This window comes from Dyadobacter sp. 32 (assembly GCF_902506755.1).
Taxonomy (GTDB): Bacteria; Bacteroidota; Bacteroidia; order Cytophagales; family Spirosomataceae; genus Dyadobacter.
Window position 1 is genome coordinate 2,686,636 of the sequence record NZ_LR735258.1, and the last position, 20,851, is coordinate 2,707,486.

The following is a 20,851-nucleotide window of genomic DNA, read 5'->3' on the forward strand; positions in this document are numbered from 1 at the left end:
GCCATCCTTGGGTAAAAATCTTATCTGCTCCGAACTTCCGGAGGTGTGTAAATCGAAAAGAGGCCGGTCAAGCGACCGGCCTCTTTCAACCTAATATTATTCTCAACCATCAGTTCGGCACTTCTTCTTCTTTCTTCCGAACTACAATGGTAAGTTGTTCACTATTTTCTTCATGATTGGCAACCAGCACGTCTCCTTCACGTAAATCGCCTTTTAATATTTCCTCCGCTACGGGATCTTCAAGATACTTCTGGATTGCACGGTTCAAGGGTCGTGCACCATACTGCGGATCATAACCTTTCTCTGAAAGAAAATCCTTCGCCTGAACGGTAAGCTCAATCTCGTAACCCAGCCCTTTTATTCGGCTAAAAAGCTTGCCTAATGATATGTCAATGATTCTGTGTAAATCTTCACGCTGCAATGAATTGAACACAATGACATCATCCAGACGGTTTAAGAACTCAGGTGAAAACGCTTTACGCAATGCACTCTGAATCGTACCCTTCATAATCTCATCCACATTCTCAGCCTTGGCTTTAGTAGAGAAGCCTATTCCAGCTCCGAAATCCTTCAAATCTCGGGCACCGATATTGGAGGTCATGATTATAATGGTGTTTCTGAAATCCACCCGACGACCTAAACCATCGGTTAAAATACCATCATCCAAAACCTGTAACAGAATATTGAACACGTCCGGATGGGCCTTTTCGATCTCATCCAACAACACAACACTGTAAGGCTTACGGCGAATTTTTTCGGTCAGCTGCCCGCCTTCCTCGTAACCAACATATCCCGGAGGTGCCCCAACCAAGCGAGATACGCTGAATTTCTCCATGTATTCACTCATATCGATACGCACCAGTGAGTCGTCCTTATCAAAAAGATAGGTAGCCAAAACCTTCGCCAATTCTGTTTTACCGACACCTGTTGGCCCCAGGAAAATGAAAGAACCGATAGGCTTTTTAGGATCCTTTAACCCCACTCTTGTACGCTGAATCGCTTTTGTAAGTTTCTCAATCGGGGGATTCTGACCTATGACCCTGGTTTTGAGCTCATCTGCCATGTTCAGCAGCTTTTTACCCTCATCCATGGATACGTTGGTTACCGGAATCCCTGTCATCATGGCTACCACCTCGGCAACATTATGCTCGGTAACGGTGTACCGTTTTTGTTTCGTTTCCTCTTCCCAAGCCAGTTTGGCGCGATCCAGCTGATCGATAAGCTTTTTCTCTCGATCCCTAAGCTGAGCAGCCTCTTCGTACTTCTGGCTTTTCACGACCCTGTTTTTCTCTTGCTTGATGTTTTCAATCTGCTCTTCGAGTATTAGGATATCTTCAGGTACCGTAATGTTACTGATGTGTACTCGCGCACCAACCTCATCCAAAACGTCAATGGCTTTGTCGGGGAGGAACCTGTCGGTAATGTAACGTTCCGATAACTTCACCGCTGTGCTTATTGACTCCGGCGTATAACTCACATGGTGATGCTCCTCATACTTATCTTTAATATTTTCGAGAATCTGAATTGTTTCTTCAATGGATGTGGCATCCACCATGACCATTTGAAAACGACGTGCTAATGCACCATCTTTTTCAATATACTGGCGATATTCGTCCAACGTAGTGGCACCGATACATTGAATTTCGCCACGAGACAATGCCGGTTTGAACATGTTGGAAGCATCCAGAGATCCTGACGCGCCACCTGCACCCACAATGGTATGTAGCTCATCAATAAACAAGATCACATCCGGCGACTTCTCAAGCTCGTTCATAACGGCTTTCATACGTTCCTCGAACTGCCCACGGTATTTCGTTCCGGCAACCAGCGAAGCCAGGTCCAGGGTCACCACACGCTTGCCAAACAAAACGCGTGACACCTTTTTCTGCACGATACGCAGTGCGAGTCCTTCCGCTATGGCGGTTTTACCTACTCCAGGCTCACCGATCAGAATGGGGTTATTCTTTTTACGCCGACTCAATATTTGCGCTACACGCTCAATTTCCTTTTCGCGGCCCACGATCGGATCCAACTTACCAACTTCGGCCATCTTCGTAAGATCGCGGCCAAAATTATCTAATACCGGTGTACGGGACTTTTCTGCACCTTTGGATTCTTTGCCGGATGCGGCACCACTGCCCCCTCCAAACATTCCTCCTCTTGCTTCATCGTCACCGTCTTCGGTTTCCGGCCCCATGTGAGGCCTGGTTCCTGATGATTGATATTCTAACATTTCTTTGATGACTTCGTAGTTAACATTAAACTTATGTAAGATTTGCGTACCTACATTGTCCTCATCACGCAAAATAGATAAAAGTAAATGCTCTGTGCCTATAAGAGGACTTTTGAAAATCTTGGCCTCGAGATAGGTAATCTTCAATACTTTTTCCGACTGACGGGTTAGAGGGATATTTTGCAGGTTTTTGACATTGTTGGTCGCTGCGCCTTTTGTGGACTGCTCGATGGTCTGCCGGACTTCCTCCAGAGATACACCTAGTTTTTTCAACAAGCCAATAGCGACTCCATCGCCTTCACGAATCATTCCTAATAATAAGTGTTCGGCACCAATATAATCATGACCCAGCCTGAGTGCTTCTTCACGGCTAAGGGTGATTACTTCTTTCACTCTATTCGAAAATTTTGCTTCCATTATGCAGCAATAAAAATGTGTCTTAATCTTTCAAACGCCAGGCGAACGATCTTTGTTCAAATAGCTTCTATCTTGTTCATTGACTTATTCAATACACCTCTCGCCTCGGGACCCATATTGAAGATCAAATCCACAATACTTAGGTTACTCACAAAATCATTCCCAAAAGTTTGATAATAGGCCACCGGGATATAAAACTTCTGAAAATCGGGGGCTTTTTTATTGTTAATCAACGATATAGCATTTTCTATGTCTATCTCCACCTCGGCAGGCACTGACAAATTGTACGTAATCCTGGACCTGATACCAACCAATCTCAGACAAATTGTCAACAAGGAACTGTTTAAATCAACGAGTAACTCCGGTTTTTTTTGATAAACAGATTCAAATTCATGAAAATAATACTCAAAATAAGGAGACTTTCCGTAAGCGGCACGTAAGCACCCCAAGTGTCTGCGTATCCAATCCTGACTGTAATCAATACAAATCTCTTTGGTTGTACGGTGCAAGGGATAAGACCTGACAGGAACCGTTAAAATATCAGTACCGTTGGCAGTCAAAACCTTACATCGATTCCTGTAAGTTTGCTTCTGGTATCGTTCTTCGGTATCAATCCAGATCTCCTCATGATTAAGAATGCATGTAAAGTACTCTAAACATGGCAGATACTGTGATTCAATACGTAAAAATGTATGATCGTAATTTGTAGTATCGGATGCGGTCACTATCAAATATGATAAAGGCTGATGATATTATCAAAAATTTGATAATAAATATTTAACGTTGCTTATATAGTACAATCTTTAATGTAATCATTACAATTTTTGAGCTATAATATCAAGCTGCTATCGCCCAGCCCTTCCCTGATTACTTCTAAATGATCTGTATTAGCCATGACAATGGTGGACCCAATGTTGCCTCCGTAACCCCCATCAATCACAATATCCACCTGATGCATGAACTTCTCGTAAATCAGTTCCGGGTCGGTCGAGTATTCGATAATCTCATCATCGTCCTTGATAGACGTGGTCACAATCGGATTGCCCAATTCCTTTACAATACATCTGGGAATGGAGTGATCAGGCACCCGGATACCAACCGTCTTTTTATTGGTATTGAGCAGCTTAGGCACATTGTTGGTCGCATCCAAAATAAATGTAAATGGCCCCGGCAGTACCTTTTTCATCACTTTAAAAGTAACATTTCCAACCCGGGCATAATCCGCAATATGGCTCAAATCATAGCAGATAAAAGAGAAATTATTCTTCTGTGGCTTCACACCCTTTATTCTCGCCACTTTCTCCACCGCCCGGGAATTGTATATATCGCATCCGAGCCCGTACACCGTGTCCGTAGGATAAATAATCACTCCTCCGCCCCGAAGGCACTCAACTACCTGTCTTATTTTCCTTTCATCAGGATTTTCAGGATATATTTTTATTAACTCAGCAGGCATAATTTGGTACTAACTTTCAGGTTTAACAATTTTTAGGGTCAAAACCTCTCGTTCGGTTAAATATTTATGAAAATATCTTAAATAAAATCTGTAGATTCCATTCACCGGTAACCTGATCTGGCACAACAGCACCACCAGCTCGGTCTTCCATCCGGGATTCTCGATATAGTTCAGTAATTTTTTAAATTTTACGGCCAGCTCATACTCCTGCGCGTACCAGCTTTTCCTGATAAATGTACGAATCCTGCCTGCCAAAAGATCGAAATCTTCCTGGTTGCGATTTAAATCGTACGCCTTGTTGCAAACCGAGTAGTACGACTCGAGCATACCGCTCTGCTGTTTGTACACCCTCGTTGCCAATGAATCAGGAGTACGCCTTTTTGCCGTTAAAATTTCATCCTGATAATAGTATTTGTACCTGACCGACGATCGCACCCAAAAATCAAAATCTTCAAATTGTAGATTCTCATCATAGCCATTTAACTCCTTCAATACATCAGCCTTCATCATCATTGTAGGCGTGCAGATGAAGTATTTTTCCAGTACCCGACTGTAAACATCCCCGCTGGGTACCGCCGCCAACGCCTTCATGTCTTTTCCTACTGGGTAATGATACTTGATCAAATCGCCTGATTCGGAGATGTGGGTTGCATTTGAAAAGACAACACCATAACTGCTATCAAGCGCTTCAAAGACAGCTACCTGCCGTTCAATTCGCTCCGGATAAAAAACATCATCTGCCGACATGTCAATGATGTACTTTCCCCTTGCCACACGCAGTCCCTGATTAAATGCTTTACAAAGACCCAGATTAGTCTCGTTTAGAATCAGGTTTGCAGATTTAGTAATTTCTGCAAACTTCATGATTACGCCCAACGTACCGTCTTTACTAGCATTGTCGATCATGATTAACTCAATATGCGGGTAGGTTTGATCGCTGATTGAACGCAATGCCTCCCCAATACATTTTTCATGATTGTATGCGGTAAGAATGATTGTCACCAGTGGTTCCGCCATGAGCTTTGCTTAATGGTTCATCAAATTAATGCCATATAATGAGGCTTTTAATACGATTTACAATAGCAAAGGTCACAAAGAAAATATTTCAACAGCCTATAAAGTGTATACACTTATTATACGGCATTTTTACCAAGCCGGTTGCTAGCCTTCAGCCTGGCTTTTGAAATACTTGCGTTCACCTCGAAGCCGAAGATGATCAGAAGCGCCAGCAGGTAAAACCAGATCATGAGCGCGATCATGGTACCAATAGAGCCGTAAAGCTTATTGTAAGAGCTGAATTTCGACAAATAAAAAGAAAACGCGTAGGTAGACAAAAGAATTAAAACAGAGGCGATCAAAGCACCCGCATTTACAAATTTGAAGTCACTGCCATGTGTTGGGGCAAATCGATAAATGAGCGAAATAGTTAACATCAGCGCGCCAAAACTTATCAGATACCTGGTTATATTCAGCAATGAAATGGACCATGTGTCCTGTACAAACTGCCATTCAGCTATAAAATGCATCACAGCGTCGCCTACGATCAATAGCACTACGGAAAGAAACAAAACGGCAACCAAAAGCAGTGTCAACCCGATGGCTATCGCCCGGATCCTCAGAAAGCCCCTTGTGGCTACATCTTCATAGATCATATCGAACGACCGCATTAATGACATCATGCCATTGGTGGAGGCGATCAACGTGAAAATGAAACCAAAAGACAAAACCCCCTTTCTGGGTCTGCTCAAAATATCTACGATGGTCTGATCTGCGTCTGCATACAATCCTTGCGGCATAACTTCCTGCAGCATGCCCATGATCTGTTTGTCCAGGTCTTCGATCGGTATGTAAGGTATAAGCGTAAAAAGAAAAATTACCGCCGGAAAGCAGGCAAGGGTAAGACTGAATGCCACCGCCGATGCACGCTGATCAATATCGTACTTGCGATTATTTCGTACGAGATTTCTCAAAATATCATACAACGAGATCCTGTCCTTGAAGAAGAGCGTGCTCTGTAACCAGAAAATCAATCGCTTGACATGGCGGTTTTTCAACAGTTTTTCAAGCATGGTATTGTTTCAATATTTACATTAAGCCGTTCAGGATTATTCGTTTATAATTAATTTTCCCTGATACCGGACGATTCGAAATAGGGGATTAATTTCTTCAACAGGGTATCCGGAGCCACACAAAGCTTCGCATTATCTCTTCGCTGAAACACCAGTGTAGTTTCACCTACATTTAATAAAAGACCATCCTGGTTTCGTATTTCATATTCAAATAAAACACGAACCTTTGGCATCGTCTTAATTTTCACAGTGATGCTTAGTTCATCATCATACCTGGCAGGCTGAATATAGCGTGAACGATTTTCGTACACCGGCATCATCACCCCCTCATCCTCCATGATCTTGTAATGAAATCCTATACTTCTGAGCGCTTCTACACGACCAATTTCATAATAGCGCGCATAATTGCCGTAATATACATAACCCATCTGATCTGTATCGGCATAACGGACTCTTATTCCCTTGACTTCGTATGTAAACATAAATTAAATAAATGCTTTAATCTGACAGAAGGGCAGTTGGCACGAATAACTTACACGGACCTGCCATCTTTTCATTTCATTATTTTCAGCCGGTTTAGCTCAGCCTGGTACATTCTTGCATTGTTCAAATGATCTTCATAAGTCGTTGCAAATGCATGATACCCCGACAAATCCGCTTTGGCACACATGTACACATAATTATGCCGGTCATAATTCAGCACAGCGTCCAGAGATTTAAGGTCTGCTACCCGAATTGGGCCGGGAGGCAAGCCCGTGTTCACATACGTATTGTACGGTGATCTTACGCGCAGTTGCTCATTGAGTATTCGTTTTATGGCAAAATCCTGTAATGCAAATTTAATCGTCGGATCGGCCTGCAACGGCATTTGGGCGTTCAGACGGTTCATGTAAAGCCCCGCCACTTTTGGGCGCTCATCTACTTTGCGCGCCTGCTCCTCCTCCACTATCGAAGCCAGGATCGAAACCTGAACGGGCGTCAAACCAATAGACTTGGCCTTCTGAACCTTTTCCTCGTTCCAATAACGCTTATATTCACTGTGCATCCGGTCCAGAAATTTCTCCGTGCTGGTAGTCCAGAAAATGTCATAGGTATTCGGAAGGAACATGGAAACAATAGTCAAAGTATCCAATCCATATTTCTGGCATACCTCCTGACTTGCCAATGCCTGACGAAACTTGTCCTCACCAAACTCGAAACGGTTCCCAATCCTCCTGACCAGATCCTCCTTCAACCTGATGTTGTTGAAAGTGAGCTTCACTGGATCCTGTGATCCGGATATCAGTTTTTTCAGTGCCGCATAATTATTGGTTTCGGGCTTGATAACGTATCGTCCCGGTTTTATTTTTTCAGGATATTCCAAAAATTTAGCCAAAAAGCGGAAAGAAATATGATCAGCGATGACCTCATGCTTGTTGAGCGTATCCAGTACAGACTGGTAAGTAGCCCCCTCAGGGATCAACAAGGCAAAACTGGATTGCTTATTCGCCTGTAAATTTGGCGTTTTGAATATTTGCCAAAAATAAAAGGTGAAAGTTGTTGTAAGAATGGCCAGGGTAAGAAATAACCCAACTTTTAAATTACGTGACATTTTTTCTAATTATGATATCGTTGAAAGGTTTTAAAACGCTGCCAGGAGCACGCAACGGTGCCTGATTACAATTGTTCTTCAAATGGAATGCCAAACCGTTTTCCAAGTTCCGACAGCGACCGCACTACGGGTTCCAGTAACCCAATCCCTTCTACGCTCCTGATGGCCTCTAATTCTCTTTCAGGATCCCCGGGAATGATTACCTGTTTTCCCTCAACGGCTCTGGCTCCCCTGAAAGCACGGATCCACTTATCCATATCGGTCTTGAATTCATCGGCAGGGCGAAATCCATCTACGCGCATCGCGCCTACAAAGTGCCCTGTTCCCAGACCTACCCCCTGTCCGGCAGTCATAAAACCTGCCGTTGCGAAAGGTGGCACCCATGGCCCGAAGTTGGCCCCGGAAAGCACCCCGGAGAAAATGTCCACGATGGCCCCCAGACCATATCCCTTATGACTCCCATGTTCCCGGTCGGTTCCCAAAGGCAGCAATCCTCCCCCACTTTTGACTGCGTTGGAATCCGTTGTGGGATTTCCCTCCGCGTCCTGCGCCCATCCAATCGGAGCGGGTAATCCTTTTCTTTGAAGTATTTCAAACTTTCCGTAAGCCACTGCAGTGGAAGCAAAGTCAGCAACAAACGGTGGCTCCTGCATGGCAGGGACCGCTACCGCAATGGGATTGGTTCCCAGGAGCTTGTCGAGCGAAAACGTTGGCACCACCAGCGGAGCCGCATTGGTCATCGTCCATCCGATCATATCTTTTTCCAGTGCCAACATAGCATGATAGCCCGCAATACCGAAATGATTGGAGTTCCGGACGGACACCCAGCCAGAGCCCACTTTATCGGCTTTCTCCATGGCAACTTCCATGGCCTTGGGAGCCACAACCAGGCCCAGCCCCCTGTCGCCATCGACCACGGCCGTGCTTGGTGTTTCGTACACCACTTTAATCTGAGGTGCCGGATTAAGCCTTCCGTTGTCGTAAAGCCGCACATAACCTGCGAGCCTGGCGATGCCATGCGAATCAACGCCTCTGAGATCAGCACTTATCAATACGGTAGCTGCCAAAGTTGCCTCCTCCTGAGAACATCCAATGGCTGTAAACACCTGTTCTGTGAAGTGCTTTAAATATTCTGACTGGTACATATACGCTTAATAAATAAAATCCTGCCTGGTGAGAAAGAAATGTTCAAATCATCATGGTACCAGTTCGAAAGGTGCAAATATCTGCATTCAATGTTCAGCTTACAATACTTGCCCCTCCGTATATCCATTTTGTAAAAGAAAAGTCACATGCAACCCGAGTTAACAATGAACTTTAATCCCGGAAAAACAGTATTTTTAATAAGTATTTCGAAGTCGGTTATAGTTTTGTACACGGATGAATTTTGGTAAAAACATTGAATGGAAATTAAGAATACTTTTCTAAAACGGATCCTAAGTTATTTTATACGTGGCCTCGTGTTGGTTGCGCCACTCTATATTACTGCCCTTATTATCTGGACGGGTGTTGAGTTTCTTGATAATATTATTCCCATTAACATTCCCATTTCCCAAAATCAGTCGGTGTACCTGCCAGGCCTTGGAATCCTGATTATTTTAAGCAGCATCATTTTGTTGGGCTTTTTCTTTTCAACGGTGGTGCCGCAGTCATTTTTCAAGTTTACCGAAGGCATCATGCGGCGGATTCCTTTGGTGAGTCTCATTTATTACTCAATCAAGGACCTGGTTCTGGCCTTCGTCGGCGACAAAAAAAAATTCAATCAACCGGTACTGGTAACCATGTATAAGGATACCGGAATAAAGAAAATAGGATTTATAACCCAAACCGATTTGAGCCATCTGGATATTCATGACCATGTGGCAGTATACATGCCCTTATCATATGCCGTTGCCGGTGAGTTGTTTATCGTCCCCGTGGAGAATGTCACTTTAATCCACGCAACTTCCACGGATGTTATGAAAATGCTCGTCTCAGGAGGGGTATCGGTAAAAGTTTCGAAGGAAGAAGTACCTCAAGAAGAACTTGATGAGAATTAGTGCACTGCAACAAACAACGCATGTCGCCCGTTTAAAAAATGATTCCTTATCTTTGAGCATTCCAATTCCCGATATGAGAGCAACGCTTTTTATACTCATAATTTTTTCTTTATTGAACTTACAGGCTCTTGGCCAAGATCATTACGACCGAGCCAGGGCACTTTCCAGCGAAGAACTGTTTCTAAAACAAAATGGATCCAACAGGATCATCACTGTGCCTGGCCAAAAATACCTGGCCATAGACGCTTCCCCTTTTCTGGGAGGCTTTCATCGGTATCGCTATTTTCCTGGTGATAACATAAAGTTCATGATGCTGAATGAAACCATTCGGTTCGATGAAACCATTGCGAGCGTTACCGATTCCAGCTTTAGCATTGCCACCATCAATGAGGCAAATAACCGCATGGACTATCAGGAAATACTATTAAAAGACATCCGATTATTTAAGGTGAAAAGGAATATTCCTTTTGTAACACAAGCTGCCGTTTATTTCCCTATGGCGGGCTTAATATACATTGGAGCCGACTTTTTCAACAAAGGTGTTGACAACAAACGCTTTACTACCGACGGCTCCGCCCTGATTGTGGGAGGTGCTTTTATGGTTTCGGGTTTTGTTTTTTACAAAATGAGTTTTTCTTCACTAAGGATGAATGGGAAAAACAAGGTAAAGGTGCTGGAAACCTATTAGGCTTCTTTTGAAATGAGAACAAGGCCTGCCCCAAAATACACGGCAGGCTACTTTAAGAATTAGTAATTTGAATATTCTACAATAGTGAAATCCATTCTGGTAAATCCCCCAAAGGAAGCGATAAATGCTGAAATTCGCCTTGCAGCCTCCAAAAGTGAATGTAATCGTGCCCTAATCATTGACGCATTGACCGGCTTTCAGTGCGAGCTTACCAATATTTCGGAAGCGCGCGACTCCCAAACCATGCAACGCTTGCTGAAATCGACAGACCTGACTGCAGATGTTATCGATGCAGGTACTACCATGCGTTTTCTAACAGCCTATTTTACAGTAACAGGTCAGGAAAAGATCATGACGGGCACGCCAAGGATGTGTGAACGACCGATTGGCATTCTCGTAGACGCTCTTCGGACCTTGGGTGCGGATATTACCTATCAAAACATGGATGGATATCCTCCGCTCAAATTGAATGGTTTTACGTACTCTGGAAGCAACGAGTTAGGCATTAAAGGCAATGTGAGCAGTCAGTATATTTCTGCTTTACTCCTGGTCGCCCCACATCTGCCCGGCGGACTGACGCTAAAACTGGAAGGAGAAGTAGGATCCCGGCCTTATATAGAAATGACCCTGAAACAAATGGGTTTTTTTGGCATTGATTACAAAGCTTCCTGGGAACATAATACCATCACGGTTCCTCCTCAGAAATACAAATCGCAGCCGTACGCTATAGAGTCCGACTGGTCCGGAGCGAGTTATTGGTATAGTATTGTTGCCCTGGCCGATGATGCGGAAGTGGAGCTCTTAGGCTTAAAAAAGGACTCTTTACAGGGAGATAGCGCCATTGCAGACATTATGCTTCACCTGGGTGTGGAGAGTATCTTTACCGAAAGGGGCGTTTTACTCAAAAAAACCCAGGCCGCAGCTTCTATAGGATGGGATTTCACGGATTGCCCCGATCTCGCCCAAACGGTTGCAGTTTGCTGCGCTGTTAAGAACATTCAATTGTCCATGACGGGGGTCGAAAGCCTTAAAATAAAAGAGACCGACAGGGTTTTTGCCTTGCAAGAGGAGTTAAAAAAACTGGGAGCCCAGCTGAAAGAGATACAGCCCAACCATCTGTATGAAGTTACCTTAACCGACGATGCCAATATCCCGGAAGTTCCATCAATCCATACGTATGATGATCACCGCATGGCGATGGCATTTGCTCCGGTGGGTATGGTGAAACCCATTATTATCGAAGAGCCTGATGTTGTAGTGAAGTCCTATCCCGGATTTTGGAAGGATCTTGCACAAGTTACAACACTAGAGGAGAGGTAATTTGGCAAAATAAAGACATCGTTAGTATAATATTGAGATAATTTATACTTTAACGACTAGAAATTCTCATCAGGCTAAACCCGTCATGACCGCTTTATTCACATTTATCGGTGCAATACCGATCTGGGTGTATCTCATTCTGTTATTAGCAGGCATCGCCGTGCGCGATATTTTGCAGAAGAAACATACCATCCAGCATAACTTTCCACTGGTAGGTCATTTCAGATACATGATCGAAAAAATCGGTCCGGAGCTAAGGCAGTACATTGTGGCCAACAACCGGGAAGAATTACCTTTCAACCGCCGGCAAAGATCCTGGATATATGCTTCTTCCAAAAACGAAAACAACTACCAGGGATTTGGAACAGATCAAAACATGCAGGAGGCAGGGTATGTGTTCATCAAGCCGGCCCTGTTGCCCCGAAAGTTACCTTTGACCCATCCGCATCACGCCTACAACGGAAAAGATCCCGATCACTACACCATACCTTGTACCAAGGTCATCGGAGCGTTTCATAAAAGAGAACGCCCTTATCGGCCGAGATCGGTTGTTAACGTGAGCGGAATGAGTTTTGGATCCCTTTCTTCCAAAGCCATCGAATCACTGAACAAAGGATCGTACGAATTTGGAAATTATCATAATACCGGCGAAGGGGGTTTATCCCCCTATCACAAATTCGGAGCAGACGTGGTGTTTAATATGGGCACCTCCTATTTTGGCGTTCGTGATGCAGAGGGAAACTTCGAGATGGAAAGATTGGTGGCTATGGTCAGGAAAAATCCTTCGGTCCGCCTGATTGAGCTTAAACTTTCGCAAGGCGCCAAGCCAGGTAAAGGAGGCGTACTTCCAGGAAGCAAAATAACAGCCGAGATTGCAGAGATCAGGGGCGTAATGGTAGGTAAAGATGTGGTTTCACCACCCTACCACAGCGCATTTTCCGATGTGCAGGACATGGTTGCCTTTATCGAAAAAATGGCCGCGGCAACAGGGCTGCCGGTTGGCATTAAATCGGCTGTGGGAAAAATGGAGATGTGGCAGGAACTGGCAGATATCATGGTAAAAACAGGTAAAGGACCCGATTTTATTACTATTGATGGTGGCGAAGGCGGTACAGGTGCAGCTCCGCCGTCCTTTGCAGATCATGTTTCATTGCCATGGGTTTACGCTTTCAGTGCAGTTTACAAAGTTTTCCACGCCAATGACCTTACCGACAAGATCACGTTTATTGCCTCCGGCAAACTTGGATTGCCTGCCCAGGCGGTAATGGCGTTCGCCATGGGTGCTGATGTGATCAATGTAGCACGTGAAGCCATGATGTCGATTGGGTGTATTCAGGCGCAATCGTGTCATACCAATCGCTGCCCTACGGGGATTGCCACTAATAACAAATGGCTGGAAGCGGGCCTCGATCCCTCTTTGAAAAGCCGGAGGTTTGCCAACTATATGAGGACCATGGCGAAAGAACTCATAGAATTAACCCACGCAGCGGGGTATGAACACCCTTGTCAGTTTGGGATGAATGACGTTGACATTTCCATGGGCGATAATAATATGACCAAACCGCTGGCGCAGGCTTACGGCTACCTCAAAGTGCCCGTCCTATACAACGGTATCCAAACGCTGCTTGATTGTCCGCATCTGGGCAACCGTAAAGCCAAAGAGGAATTTGTCGCATAGATGTTATAGAAAGGTTACTTAACACTTGTTGGGTATGTTCAAAAAAAGCCTCCCAATCCTGTTGCTGATCGCTTCAACGATCGGATGCCGACCAGAAAAAGAGATAGCTGGAGCAGATTCCTATTATCCAATAAAATCGGGTAAATCTTCGGTTTTTGAAGTAACAAAAACCTTTTATTCAATTACAGCCCCACCCAGGGTCACACAACATACCATACAGCATACCATTGGCGAATCGTACACCGACCCGGCAGGACAGAATGTTTTTCCTGTAACCTACGCCTCCAGAACGAATGATCTTGTTTGGAAAGCAGATTCGGTGACAGCAGTCTGGCAAACACAGAACCTTGTAATGGGACTCGAAAATGGTCAGACTATTGTCAAAATGCACTTACCCTTACAGGAACGCAGCGTTTGGGACGGAAATGCGTATAACAGTTTAGGGCAAAGGCGCTTTGAGATCATAAACCTGGGAAAGCCTAGGCAGGTCGGGACTGTAACTTTTCCAAATACGGTTACCATTGTCAGGCAAAATGATTCAACGCTTTTAAGTCAAAAAAAACATATCGAAGTGTACGCAGAAGGAGTAGGATTGATCCGAAAGGAAATTATTTACATTAACTTTTGTTATTCCACTGATTGTAAGCCTGGAACAATTCAATCAGGATGGCAGGAAATCAACGTTATTAAAACCCAGATGCAATGAACAGAAGGTATATACTTTTAATCATTAGTTTGTTCCTCTGTGGAATCAATTTGGGTAACGCACAAAGTAATCCGAGATATCTGATTCTGTTTAAGGATAAGGCCGGTTCGCCCTATTCAGTGAACAAACCGAACGAATATCTCTCTGCACGGTCAATAGAGCGGCGGGCACGCCAAAAAATTCAAATTACAGAGAACGATTTTCCTGTGAATCCTGCCTATGTAGTCGCGGTAAAACAGACCGGTGCAGCAGCCATATTTCCCTCACGATGGTTTAATGGTTTAGTGGTCGAAGCCAGTGCATCGCAGCTGGAAGCAATCAAAAAACTATCCTTTTTTAAAGGAATTGAATTGAATCTGCCTATCGCAAACATCACCTCCAAATCTCCCGGTGTGGAACGCTCCTTGGCTATCCATCAAAAATTCGAAACGACCGAAGATATTGACTATGGACGAATGAGAGACCAACTTGCACTCATAGGCGTGGATCACCTGCATCAAAAAGGCCTGCATGGTGAAAACATGCTTATTGCAGTATTTGACAACGGTTTCGTGAAAGCCAACGAGATAGACTATTTCAAACCGATTTTTGATGAAAAGAGACTGGTAGACAGTTACAACTTTCTTTCCCGGCAAAGCAATGTGTACGAAGGCAGCGATCCCCATGGACGGAATGTTTGGTCTACAATTGCTGCGTACAAGCCAGGTACACTTGTGGGAGCGGCATACAAGGCTAGTTTCGCATTGTATACGACCGAAAACAATAGCGGCGAGTCTCCTTACGAAGAAGTAACCTGGCTTATGGCCGCCGAGCGGGCAGATAGCCTGGGCGTGGATGTAATTAATTCATCCCTGGGTTATTATGATTTCCTTTCCGAATTCAACACCCCCGCGTACAACTACCCATATTCCAAGCTTGATGGAAAAACGACCATTATTTCCAAAGCAGCGCGTTTTGCCTGCCGCAAGGGAATTATTGTCGTCAATGCTGCAGGCAATGAGGGAAGCAATGGCTGGGGTAAACTTGTGGCACCAGCCGATGTGGACTCGGTGCTGACGGTGGGATCGACCGACTATCTTCGCAACCGTGCCGCTAACAGCTCTTTGGGACCCAACGCAGCGGGACAGCTAAAACCTGATGTTGCCGCAGTAGGTGTGGGAGCAATCATTGGGAATAGCACCGGGGGAGCATCCAGCAGTAGTGGCACCTCCTTTGCTTCGCCGCAAATTGCTGGCTTGGCAGCTATCCTCTGGCAGGGTTATCCGAACCTCACTTCTCAGCAAATCATATCAGTACTCAAAAAATCCGGTCACCAGGCCTCAAAGCCTGATACGCTACTGGGTTATGGTGTTCCGGATGGAGAACTGGCAGAAGCGATTATACTTACGGACTATCCCATTCTCGGCGCGGAAATTGAAGTGTTGCACTCTGTTATCCTCTCCCCCAATCCGGTTCAGGATAATTTAATTCTTAATTTCCCTGCTTCCATGACCGGGAACGCCACATTTACAATCATTCACTCCAACGGTGTGGAACTTTCCAGACAAAGAAAAACGGTTCAAAGTCAAACTGAGCTTAACACCGGTCACCTGAATTCAGGCCTCTATTTACTGCGGATCCACTTTAAAAACCAGATCAGTACTTTAAAGTTTTTGAAGGAATAGCCTTTGTGTCTTGCGAACCATTCGCAGAATAGATTCAGAGTCATTCAAATTTTCAATCTCTTCCAGAGCCACCCATTTTACATCTTTTGACTCGGAATTGATGATCAGCTCCGCGGTTTTATCTCCTTCAAATAAAAAACGGATATCGTAGTGATAATGAGCCGGGAATTCGCTGTTGGCCGGGATCAGATGAATGTCCACATCAAAAATGTCACGCTGAACTAAATTCACATGGGTCAGGCCGGTTTCTTCTGCAATCTCCTTTTGGGCAACTGAAATCACATCCGGGTCTCCATCGCAATGCCCTCCGGGTTGAAACCAACGATCTAATTTTCGATGGTGCATGAGCAATGCTTCCTCTCCGGCTTTCGAAATAACCCATCCAGAGGCTGTAACATGGCCGGTTTTCAAAGTTCTTTCAAAGCAGTCGGGGTTTTCCGTGACAAACTGAATGGTTTGTACAACCATTTGATTTTCGTCTGCCGATTCGGGCGAGTAGGAACTGAGTAAAGAAAGTAAGGGGTCACGCTTCATTTATACGTTTATTTTGTATTTTAATCCTAATTTCGCTGCAAGTTTAAGTTAACATTTACGAATCATCTTAAAACAATCATGAAAAAGTATCTATTATCTGTCAGCTTTGCAATGATGGTTGTGACGGCATCAATAGCTCAGCGTACGCCGCAGCCAAGTTCTGCTGCATCGGTTTCACAAACAGTCGGTATTACTGATTTTACGGTAAAATATTCTCGTCCTAATATCAAGGAACGGTCGGTATTCGCCGACAGCTCAGCATTGGCACCTTACAACCAATTATGGCGGACAGGTGCCAATCAGCCCACGACGCTGGAAGCAAATACCCCTTTCTGGTTTGGTGGCAAAAAGGTTCCCGCCGGGAAATATGCGTTGCTTTCGATACCAGGTGGTGCCGCCTGGACAGTCATCCTAAACAAGAACTTCAGTGTGGGAACCGATGGCTATAAAGAGGCAGACGATGCAGCCAGAGTAGTTGTGGTTCCTTCTTCCTCAAATTACAACGAGTCATTTGCTATTGGTTTTACAAACATTACGGATAGCACGGCCTATCTGAATATCTCCTGGTCTGCGGTGACCATACCGGTGAGCATTGCCACGGAAACCCAGGAGCTTACCATGGCTTCGCTGAACAAAGCAGTCGCTGAAAAACCAGAAGATGCAGCTGTTTTGCAAGCCACAGCTGGCTACTTACTGTCCAAAGGAAGAGACCTTTCACAAGCTTTGGCACTTGCCGACAAATCCATTGGCCTGAAAGAAACGTTCGCCAACCTGTGGTTAAAAGCGCAGATTCTGGCAAAATTAGGCAAGCCCGCCGATGCATTACCCATCGCGCAAAAAGCGCTAACCGTAGGTGCAGCATCCGGCGACGGCGCCTTTGCGAGTTTCTATAAGGGACAGATCGAAAAAGGCATCAAAGCGATACAAGCGAAAGTGCCTGCTGTAACTGAGGCTGCAAAAGTGATCAAGAAGGGAAAGAAAAAGTAAAAGATTCTAACAGCCAGAGATCTTCGTCAACCAGGCGAAGATCTTTGCGCTTCAGTATTATCTAAAAAATCTCGGCACGCTCCACTGATAACGCACAGCCAGTATCCTGATGACAATAATCAGAATGGAGGAGCTGATAAACGCCACATTCCGCTCAGCACCAAACCTATCCAAAAGCAGGTAACAGCATGCACCTGCCAGGCAAGCCGTCGCATATACCTCTTTACGATAAATAATGGGAATTTCGTTGGTCATCATGTCCCGGATCACACCACCCATTACGGCACTGAAGACTCCCATTATAGCAGCAATTTCGGGACGCACGCCCAAATTCAGCGCTTTCTCTGTACCAACTATGGTAAACAGTGCAATACCCCAGGTATCAAAGAAGAAAAGTGTTCTCCTCAACCCGATCAGATATTTATAGAAAACAAATGTGACCAAAATACCCGCCATGATGGCATAAATGATGGTTATGTCACGAATCCAAACCAGCGGGTAACTGTCCAGCAGAATGTCCCGGATAGTTCCACCACCTATGGAAGATATAAACGCAGTAAAACTCGCTCCAAACCAGTCCTGGTGCTTCTGATCCTTAACAGCCAGCGCACCTGAAATGGCAAAAGCAAAGGTCCCGACGATTTCCAGTATGTATTGAATACTCATGTATACAATGAAGAATTTTCAATAAAGAAGCAGCATGGACAACTTACCGGTTGAACATGCGACCCAGACATTCCCGATTCTGAAGAACCGGATTACATTTTCTTGTTGAGTAAATAGGGAACTCAAATTTTAAATAGAAAAAATTGCAGAAGGAAGGAATTTGAAAACCAATCACCCCAGCTTAATTTTTAATTCTTAATTCTTAATCGCACCGGCGACCCGGTCTTAATTCCTAAACCGCCACCGGCGCTTTGATTCCTGGCCACGGATTGTAGTTCAAGAGCTCGAAGTCTTCAAATTTGAAGTCAAAAATACTTTTCACATCCGGATTTATAGCCATTTGAGGCAATGGGCGAATTTCCCGGCTCAATTGCAGTTCAACCTGTTCCAGATGATTGTTGTAAATGTGCGTATCGCCACCGGTCCACACAAAATCACCCAGATCAAGATTACATTCCTGAGCGATCATCATGGTCAATAATGCGTAACTGGCTATATTGAACGGGACCCCCAGAAATACATCCGCACTCCGCTGGTACAACTGACAGGAAAGTTTTCCACGTGTTGCTCCTTCCTCAGGCGGTGCTACATAAAACTGGAACAGGGCATGGCATGGCTGCAACTTCATCATCGACAACTCCGACGGATTCCATGCGGAAACAATGATTCTTCGGGAATCTGGCGAAGTTTTAAGCAACTTTAAAACTTCATTCAGCTGATCAAAGGATTTTCCGTCTGCGCCTTCCCAGCTGCGCCATTGCTTTCCATAAACAGGTCCAAGATCTCCGTTTTCATCAGCCCACTCATCCCATATGGAGACATCATGCTCTTTCAAATAGCGGATATTGGTCTCCCCACGGAGAAACCATAGCAACTCATAAATGATAGACTTGGTATGAACCTTCTTGGTCGTTACCAAAGGGAATCCCTCCTTAAGATTAAATCGCATTTGATATCCGAACACACTGATGGTGCCGGTGCCGGTGCGATCCGTCTTACCAACTCCGTGTTGCAGGATGTGCCGAAGCAAGTCGTGGTACTGTTGCATTAAAAGCTGAATTTCTGATATATTAAAAATTACACTGACGCGATCTCTACACTGTGGGTAATGGTTGCCAGTGCTTCCAACTGCGCGGTTGCCGAGCAATACTTTTCCATGGAAAGACCTATCGCTCTGTTGATCTTATTTTCGTCCAGATTATTACCGGTAAACCTGAAAGTAAGGTGAATCTTTCTGAATGGGGATCGTTTGGTTCCCTCCTCCTCTACCCGATCTCCATCAGCAAGTATCCTGAAATCTGTAATATCCTGCTTTTGTTTTTTTAAAATAAGCACCACATCAATCGCGCTGCAGCTCGCAAGGCCCATCAACAACAATTCCATGGGTCTTACACCCATATTTTGCCCACCGATTTCCGGAGATCCGTCGGTGTGAATTTTAACGTCGGATGATCCGCTTCCCTCGAAGTGAAAACCATCCCCAACCCTTACCAGCTCTACTTTCATTGTATTTTGTAAGTTAACTTTTATCGATTCATATCTCATATAATTGATATCACGACACCAAAGTTCAAATATACTTGATCCATTGTGATCCGAAATAATTTCTAAACACATTTAAAGCTGGTATATTCGTTTTGTTAATTTGACAGCGCAAATGTTCTGCCTGTTGGGTTGACGGGTTATCAGTCCCTTTGACCCCTAAAAATGAAATACACGGAGATCACGTAGTAAATATCAACCTAAAACATTCAGCGTATGTGGAAAGAGGAAGATGACAAACTGAAAAGGAGCTTTACTTTCAAAGATTTCAGAGAAGCGCTTGCTTTTATGAACAAAGTGGCCTCCATCGTCGATCAAATGGACCATCATCCTTTTTGGTCCAACATGTACAACAAGGTCAGCTTCGAACTGACCACACACGACATAGGCGACAAGGTGAGTGACAAAGACCGGAAACTGGCCACCGCCATAGATACAATTTACGAAGAAATGTAATTTCAACTTAATGATCAATTTTAAAAGTAATTGATTTAGTACTACTTAATGAAGCTTTATATCGTCCCAACGCCGATAGGCAATCTTGAAGACATTACCCTGCGTGCCATTAATGTACTAAAAAGTGTAGACGTGGTACTGGCAGAAGACACCCGGACTTCTGGCCACCTTCTGAAGCACCTCGGCATCAATAAACCCATGCACAGTTACCATATTCACAACGAACACCATACGGTTGCCCGTGTGGTGGAACGGATTTTGAAGGGTGAAACCATGGCGCTGGTATCCGATGCTGGTACACCGGCGGTGTCCGACCCAGGATTCTTACTCGTTCGTGAATGTATCAGGCATGGTATTGTGATTGAATGTTTGCCCGGACCCACCGCTTTTGTTCCTGCTTTGGTTAACTCCGGCTTGCCTACAGACCGCTTTACTTTTGAAGGCTTTCTGCCTCACAAAAAAGGCCGGCAAACCAGGTTGCAAAACCTTGCTGATGAGGAACGCACGATGATCTTTTACGAATCCCCTCACCGGCTTGTAAAAGCTTTACAGCAATTTTCGGAGTACTTCGGTGCCGATCGCATGGCCTGTGTATCCCGCGAATTGTCTAAGATTTATGAGGAAAACACCAGGGGTAGCTTACAGGAGTTAGTTGCCTTTTATTCGGATAAAACCGTAAAGGGGGAAATTGTGATCACCATTGGCGGTAAACCGTTTGAAAAAAAGACACGTGATGAGGATGACCTGTAATAATAGCTAAATTTTAACCTTTACCCTAACCTGAAATCACCATCTGTGAGTAAAT

The 20,851-nt window shown here is 44.6% G+C and carries 21 protein-coding genes; 9 read left to right on the top strand and 12 right to left on the bottom strand.

Annotation, left to right across the window (positions count from 1 at the left end):
• Positions 1–109: 109 nt before the first annotated feature.
• The 8 genes from DYADSP32_RS10850 to DYADSP32_RS10885 all read right to left on the bottom strand — a co-directional run bounded on the left by DYADSP32_RS10850 (position 110) and on the right by DYADSP32_RS10885 (position 8,911).
• Positions 110–2,650 (bottom strand): ATP-dependent Clp protease ATP-binding subunit, encoded by a 2,541-nt coding sequence (locus DYADSP32_RS10850; protein WP_149242714.1) that lies wholly within the window; start codon positions 2,648–2,650, stop codon positions 110–112.
• A gap of 56 nt (positions 2,651–2,706) precedes the next feature.
• A complete protein-coding gene (locus tag DYADSP32_RS10855; RefSeq protein WP_414617689.1) occupies positions 2,707–3,375 on the bottom strand; it encodes a WbqC family protein in 669 nt (222 codons plus the stop codon).
• A gap of 104 nt (positions 3,376–3,479) precedes the next feature.
• On the bottom strand, positions 3,480–4,106 hold the full coding sequence (locus DYADSP32_RS10860) for an L-threonylcarbamoyladenylate synthase (RefSeq protein WP_149242712.1): 627 nt from the start codon (positions 4,104–4,106) through the stop codon (positions 3,480–3,482).
• 9 nt (positions 4,107–4,115) lie between these two features.
• Positions 4,116–5,123 (bottom strand): glycosyltransferase, encoded by a 1,008-nt coding sequence (locus DYADSP32_RS10865; protein WP_149242711.1) that lies wholly within the window; start codon positions 5,121–5,123, stop codon positions 4,116–4,118.
• A 116-nt stretch (positions 5,124–5,239) separates the two neighbouring features.
• A complete protein-coding gene (locus DYADSP32_RS10870) occupies positions 5,240–6,175 on the bottom strand; it encodes a YihY/virulence factor BrkB family protein (RefSeq protein WP_149242710.1) in 936 nt (311 codons plus the stop codon).
• A gap of 50 nt (positions 6,176–6,225) precedes the next feature.
• Positions 6,226–6,657: an acyl-CoA thioesterase gene (locus tag DYADSP32_RS10875; RefSeq protein ID WP_149242709.1), complete on the bottom strand. Its 432-nt coding sequence runs from the start codon at positions 6,655–6,657 to the stop codon at positions 6,226–6,228.
• Between the two features lie 71 nt (positions 6,658–6,728).
• A complete protein-coding gene (gene mltG / locus DYADSP32_RS10880; RefSeq protein WP_149242708.1) occupies positions 6,729–7,766 on the bottom strand; it encodes an endolytic transglycosylase MltG in 1,038 nt (345 codons plus the stop codon).
• Between the two features lie 65 nt (positions 7,767–7,831).
• Complete coding sequence (locus DYADSP32_RS10885; RefSeq protein ID WP_149242707.1) at positions 7,832–8,911, bottom strand: Ldh family oxidoreductase; 1,080 nt, start codon at positions 8,909–8,911, stop codon at positions 7,832–7,834.
• Between the two features lie 258 nt (positions 8,912–9,169).
• Between DYADSP32_RS10885 and DYADSP32_RS10890 the strand changes: the two genes are divergently transcribed.
• From DYADSP32_RS10890 to DYADSP32_RS10915, 6 genes are all read left to right on the top strand, one after another.
• Complete coding sequence (locus DYADSP32_RS10890; RefSeq protein WP_149242706.1) at positions 9,170–9,805, top strand: DUF502 domain-containing protein; 636 nt, start codon at positions 9,170–9,172, stop codon at positions 9,803–9,805.
• Between the two features lie 112 nt (positions 9,806–9,917).
• Positions 9,918–10,493: a hypothetical protein gene (locus DYADSP32_RS10895; RefSeq protein WP_414617690.1), complete on the top strand. Its 576-nt coding sequence runs from the start codon at positions 9,918–9,920 to the stop codon at positions 10,491–10,493.
• Between the two features lie 84 nt (positions 10,494–10,577).
• Complete coding sequence (locus DYADSP32_RS10900; RefSeq protein ID WP_149242705.1) at positions 10,578–11,813, top strand: 3-phosphoshikimate 1-carboxyvinyltransferase; 1,236 nt, start codon at positions 10,578–10,580, stop codon at positions 11,811–11,813.
• Between the two features lie 85 nt (positions 11,814–11,898).
• Positions 11,899–13,491 carry an FMN-binding glutamate synthase family protein gene (locus DYADSP32_RS10905; protein WP_149242704.1) on the top strand — a complete coding sequence of 531 codons (1,593 nt, stop codon included), beginning with the start codon at positions 11,899–11,901 and terminating at the stop codon, positions 13,489–13,491.
• A 34-nt stretch (positions 13,492–13,525) separates the two neighbouring features.
• Positions 13,526–14,197: a hypothetical protein gene (locus DYADSP32_RS10910; RefSeq protein ID WP_149242703.1), complete on the top strand. Its 672-nt coding sequence runs from the start codon at positions 13,526–13,528 to the stop codon at positions 14,195–14,197.
• Positions 14,194–15,861 carry a S8 family peptidase gene (locus DYADSP32_RS10915; RefSeq protein ID WP_149242702.1) on the top strand — a complete coding sequence of 556 codons (1,668 nt, stop codon included), beginning with the start codon at positions 14,194–14,196 and terminating at the stop codon, positions 15,859–15,861. Before DYADSP32_RS10910 ends, DYADSP32_RS10915 begins: the two co-directional genes overlap by 4 nt.
• On the opposite strand, the gene DYADSP32_RS10920 is transcribed toward DYADSP32_RS10915, so the two are convergent.
• Positions 15,841–16,395 (bottom strand): NUDIX hydrolase, encoded by a 555-nt coding sequence (locus DYADSP32_RS10920; RefSeq protein ID WP_149242701.1) that lies wholly within the window; start codon positions 16,393–16,395, stop codon positions 15,841–15,843. The two genes, DYADSP32_RS10915 and DYADSP32_RS10920, sit on opposite strands and share 21 nt — an antisense overlap.
• A gap of 78 nt (positions 16,396–16,473) precedes the next feature.
• Here DYADSP32_RS10920 and DYADSP32_RS10925 point away from each other — a divergent pair, with 78 nt between their 5' ends.
• Positions 16,474–17,382, top strand: a complete 909-nt coding sequence (locus DYADSP32_RS10925; protein WP_149242700.1) for a DUF2911 domain-containing protein — start codon at positions 16,474–16,476, stop codon at positions 17,380–17,382.
• Positions 17,383–17,439: 57 nt separating this feature from the next.
• On the opposite strand, the gene DYADSP32_RS10930 is transcribed toward DYADSP32_RS10925, so the two are convergent.
• The 3 genes from DYADSP32_RS10930 to DYADSP32_RS10940 form a co-directional block, all read right to left on the bottom strand.
• A complete protein-coding gene (locus tag DYADSP32_RS10930; RefSeq protein WP_149242699.1) occupies positions 17,440–18,048 on the bottom strand; it encodes a trimeric intracellular cation channel family protein in 609 nt (202 codons plus the stop codon).
• Between the two features lie 232 nt (positions 18,049–18,280).
• Positions 18,281–19,096, bottom strand: coding sequence for a thymidylate synthase (locus DYADSP32_RS10935; RefSeq protein ID WP_149242698.1), 816 nt, complete (start codon positions 19,094–19,096; stop codon positions 18,281–18,283).
• A 29-nt stretch (positions 19,097–19,125) separates the two neighbouring features.
• Complete coding sequence (locus DYADSP32_RS10940; protein WP_149242697.1) at positions 19,126–19,554, bottom strand: OsmC family protein; 429 nt, start codon at positions 19,552–19,554, stop codon at positions 19,126–19,128.
• A gap of 252 nt (positions 19,555–19,806) precedes the next feature.
• Between DYADSP32_RS10940 and DYADSP32_RS10945 the strand changes: the two genes are divergently transcribed.
• Positions 19,807–20,046, top strand: coding sequence for a 4a-hydroxytetrahydrobiopterin dehydratase (locus DYADSP32_RS10945; RefSeq protein WP_149242696.1), 240 nt, complete (start codon positions 19,807–19,809; stop codon positions 20,044–20,046).
• A gap of 48 nt (positions 20,047–20,094) precedes the next feature.
• A complete protein-coding gene (gene rsmI, locus DYADSP32_RS10950) occupies positions 20,095–20,796 on the top strand; it encodes a 16S rRNA (cytidine(1402)-2'-O)-methyltransferase (RefSeq protein WP_149242695.1) in 702 nt (233 codons plus the stop codon).
• The last annotated feature ends 55 nt before the right edge of the window (positions 20,797–20,851 follow it).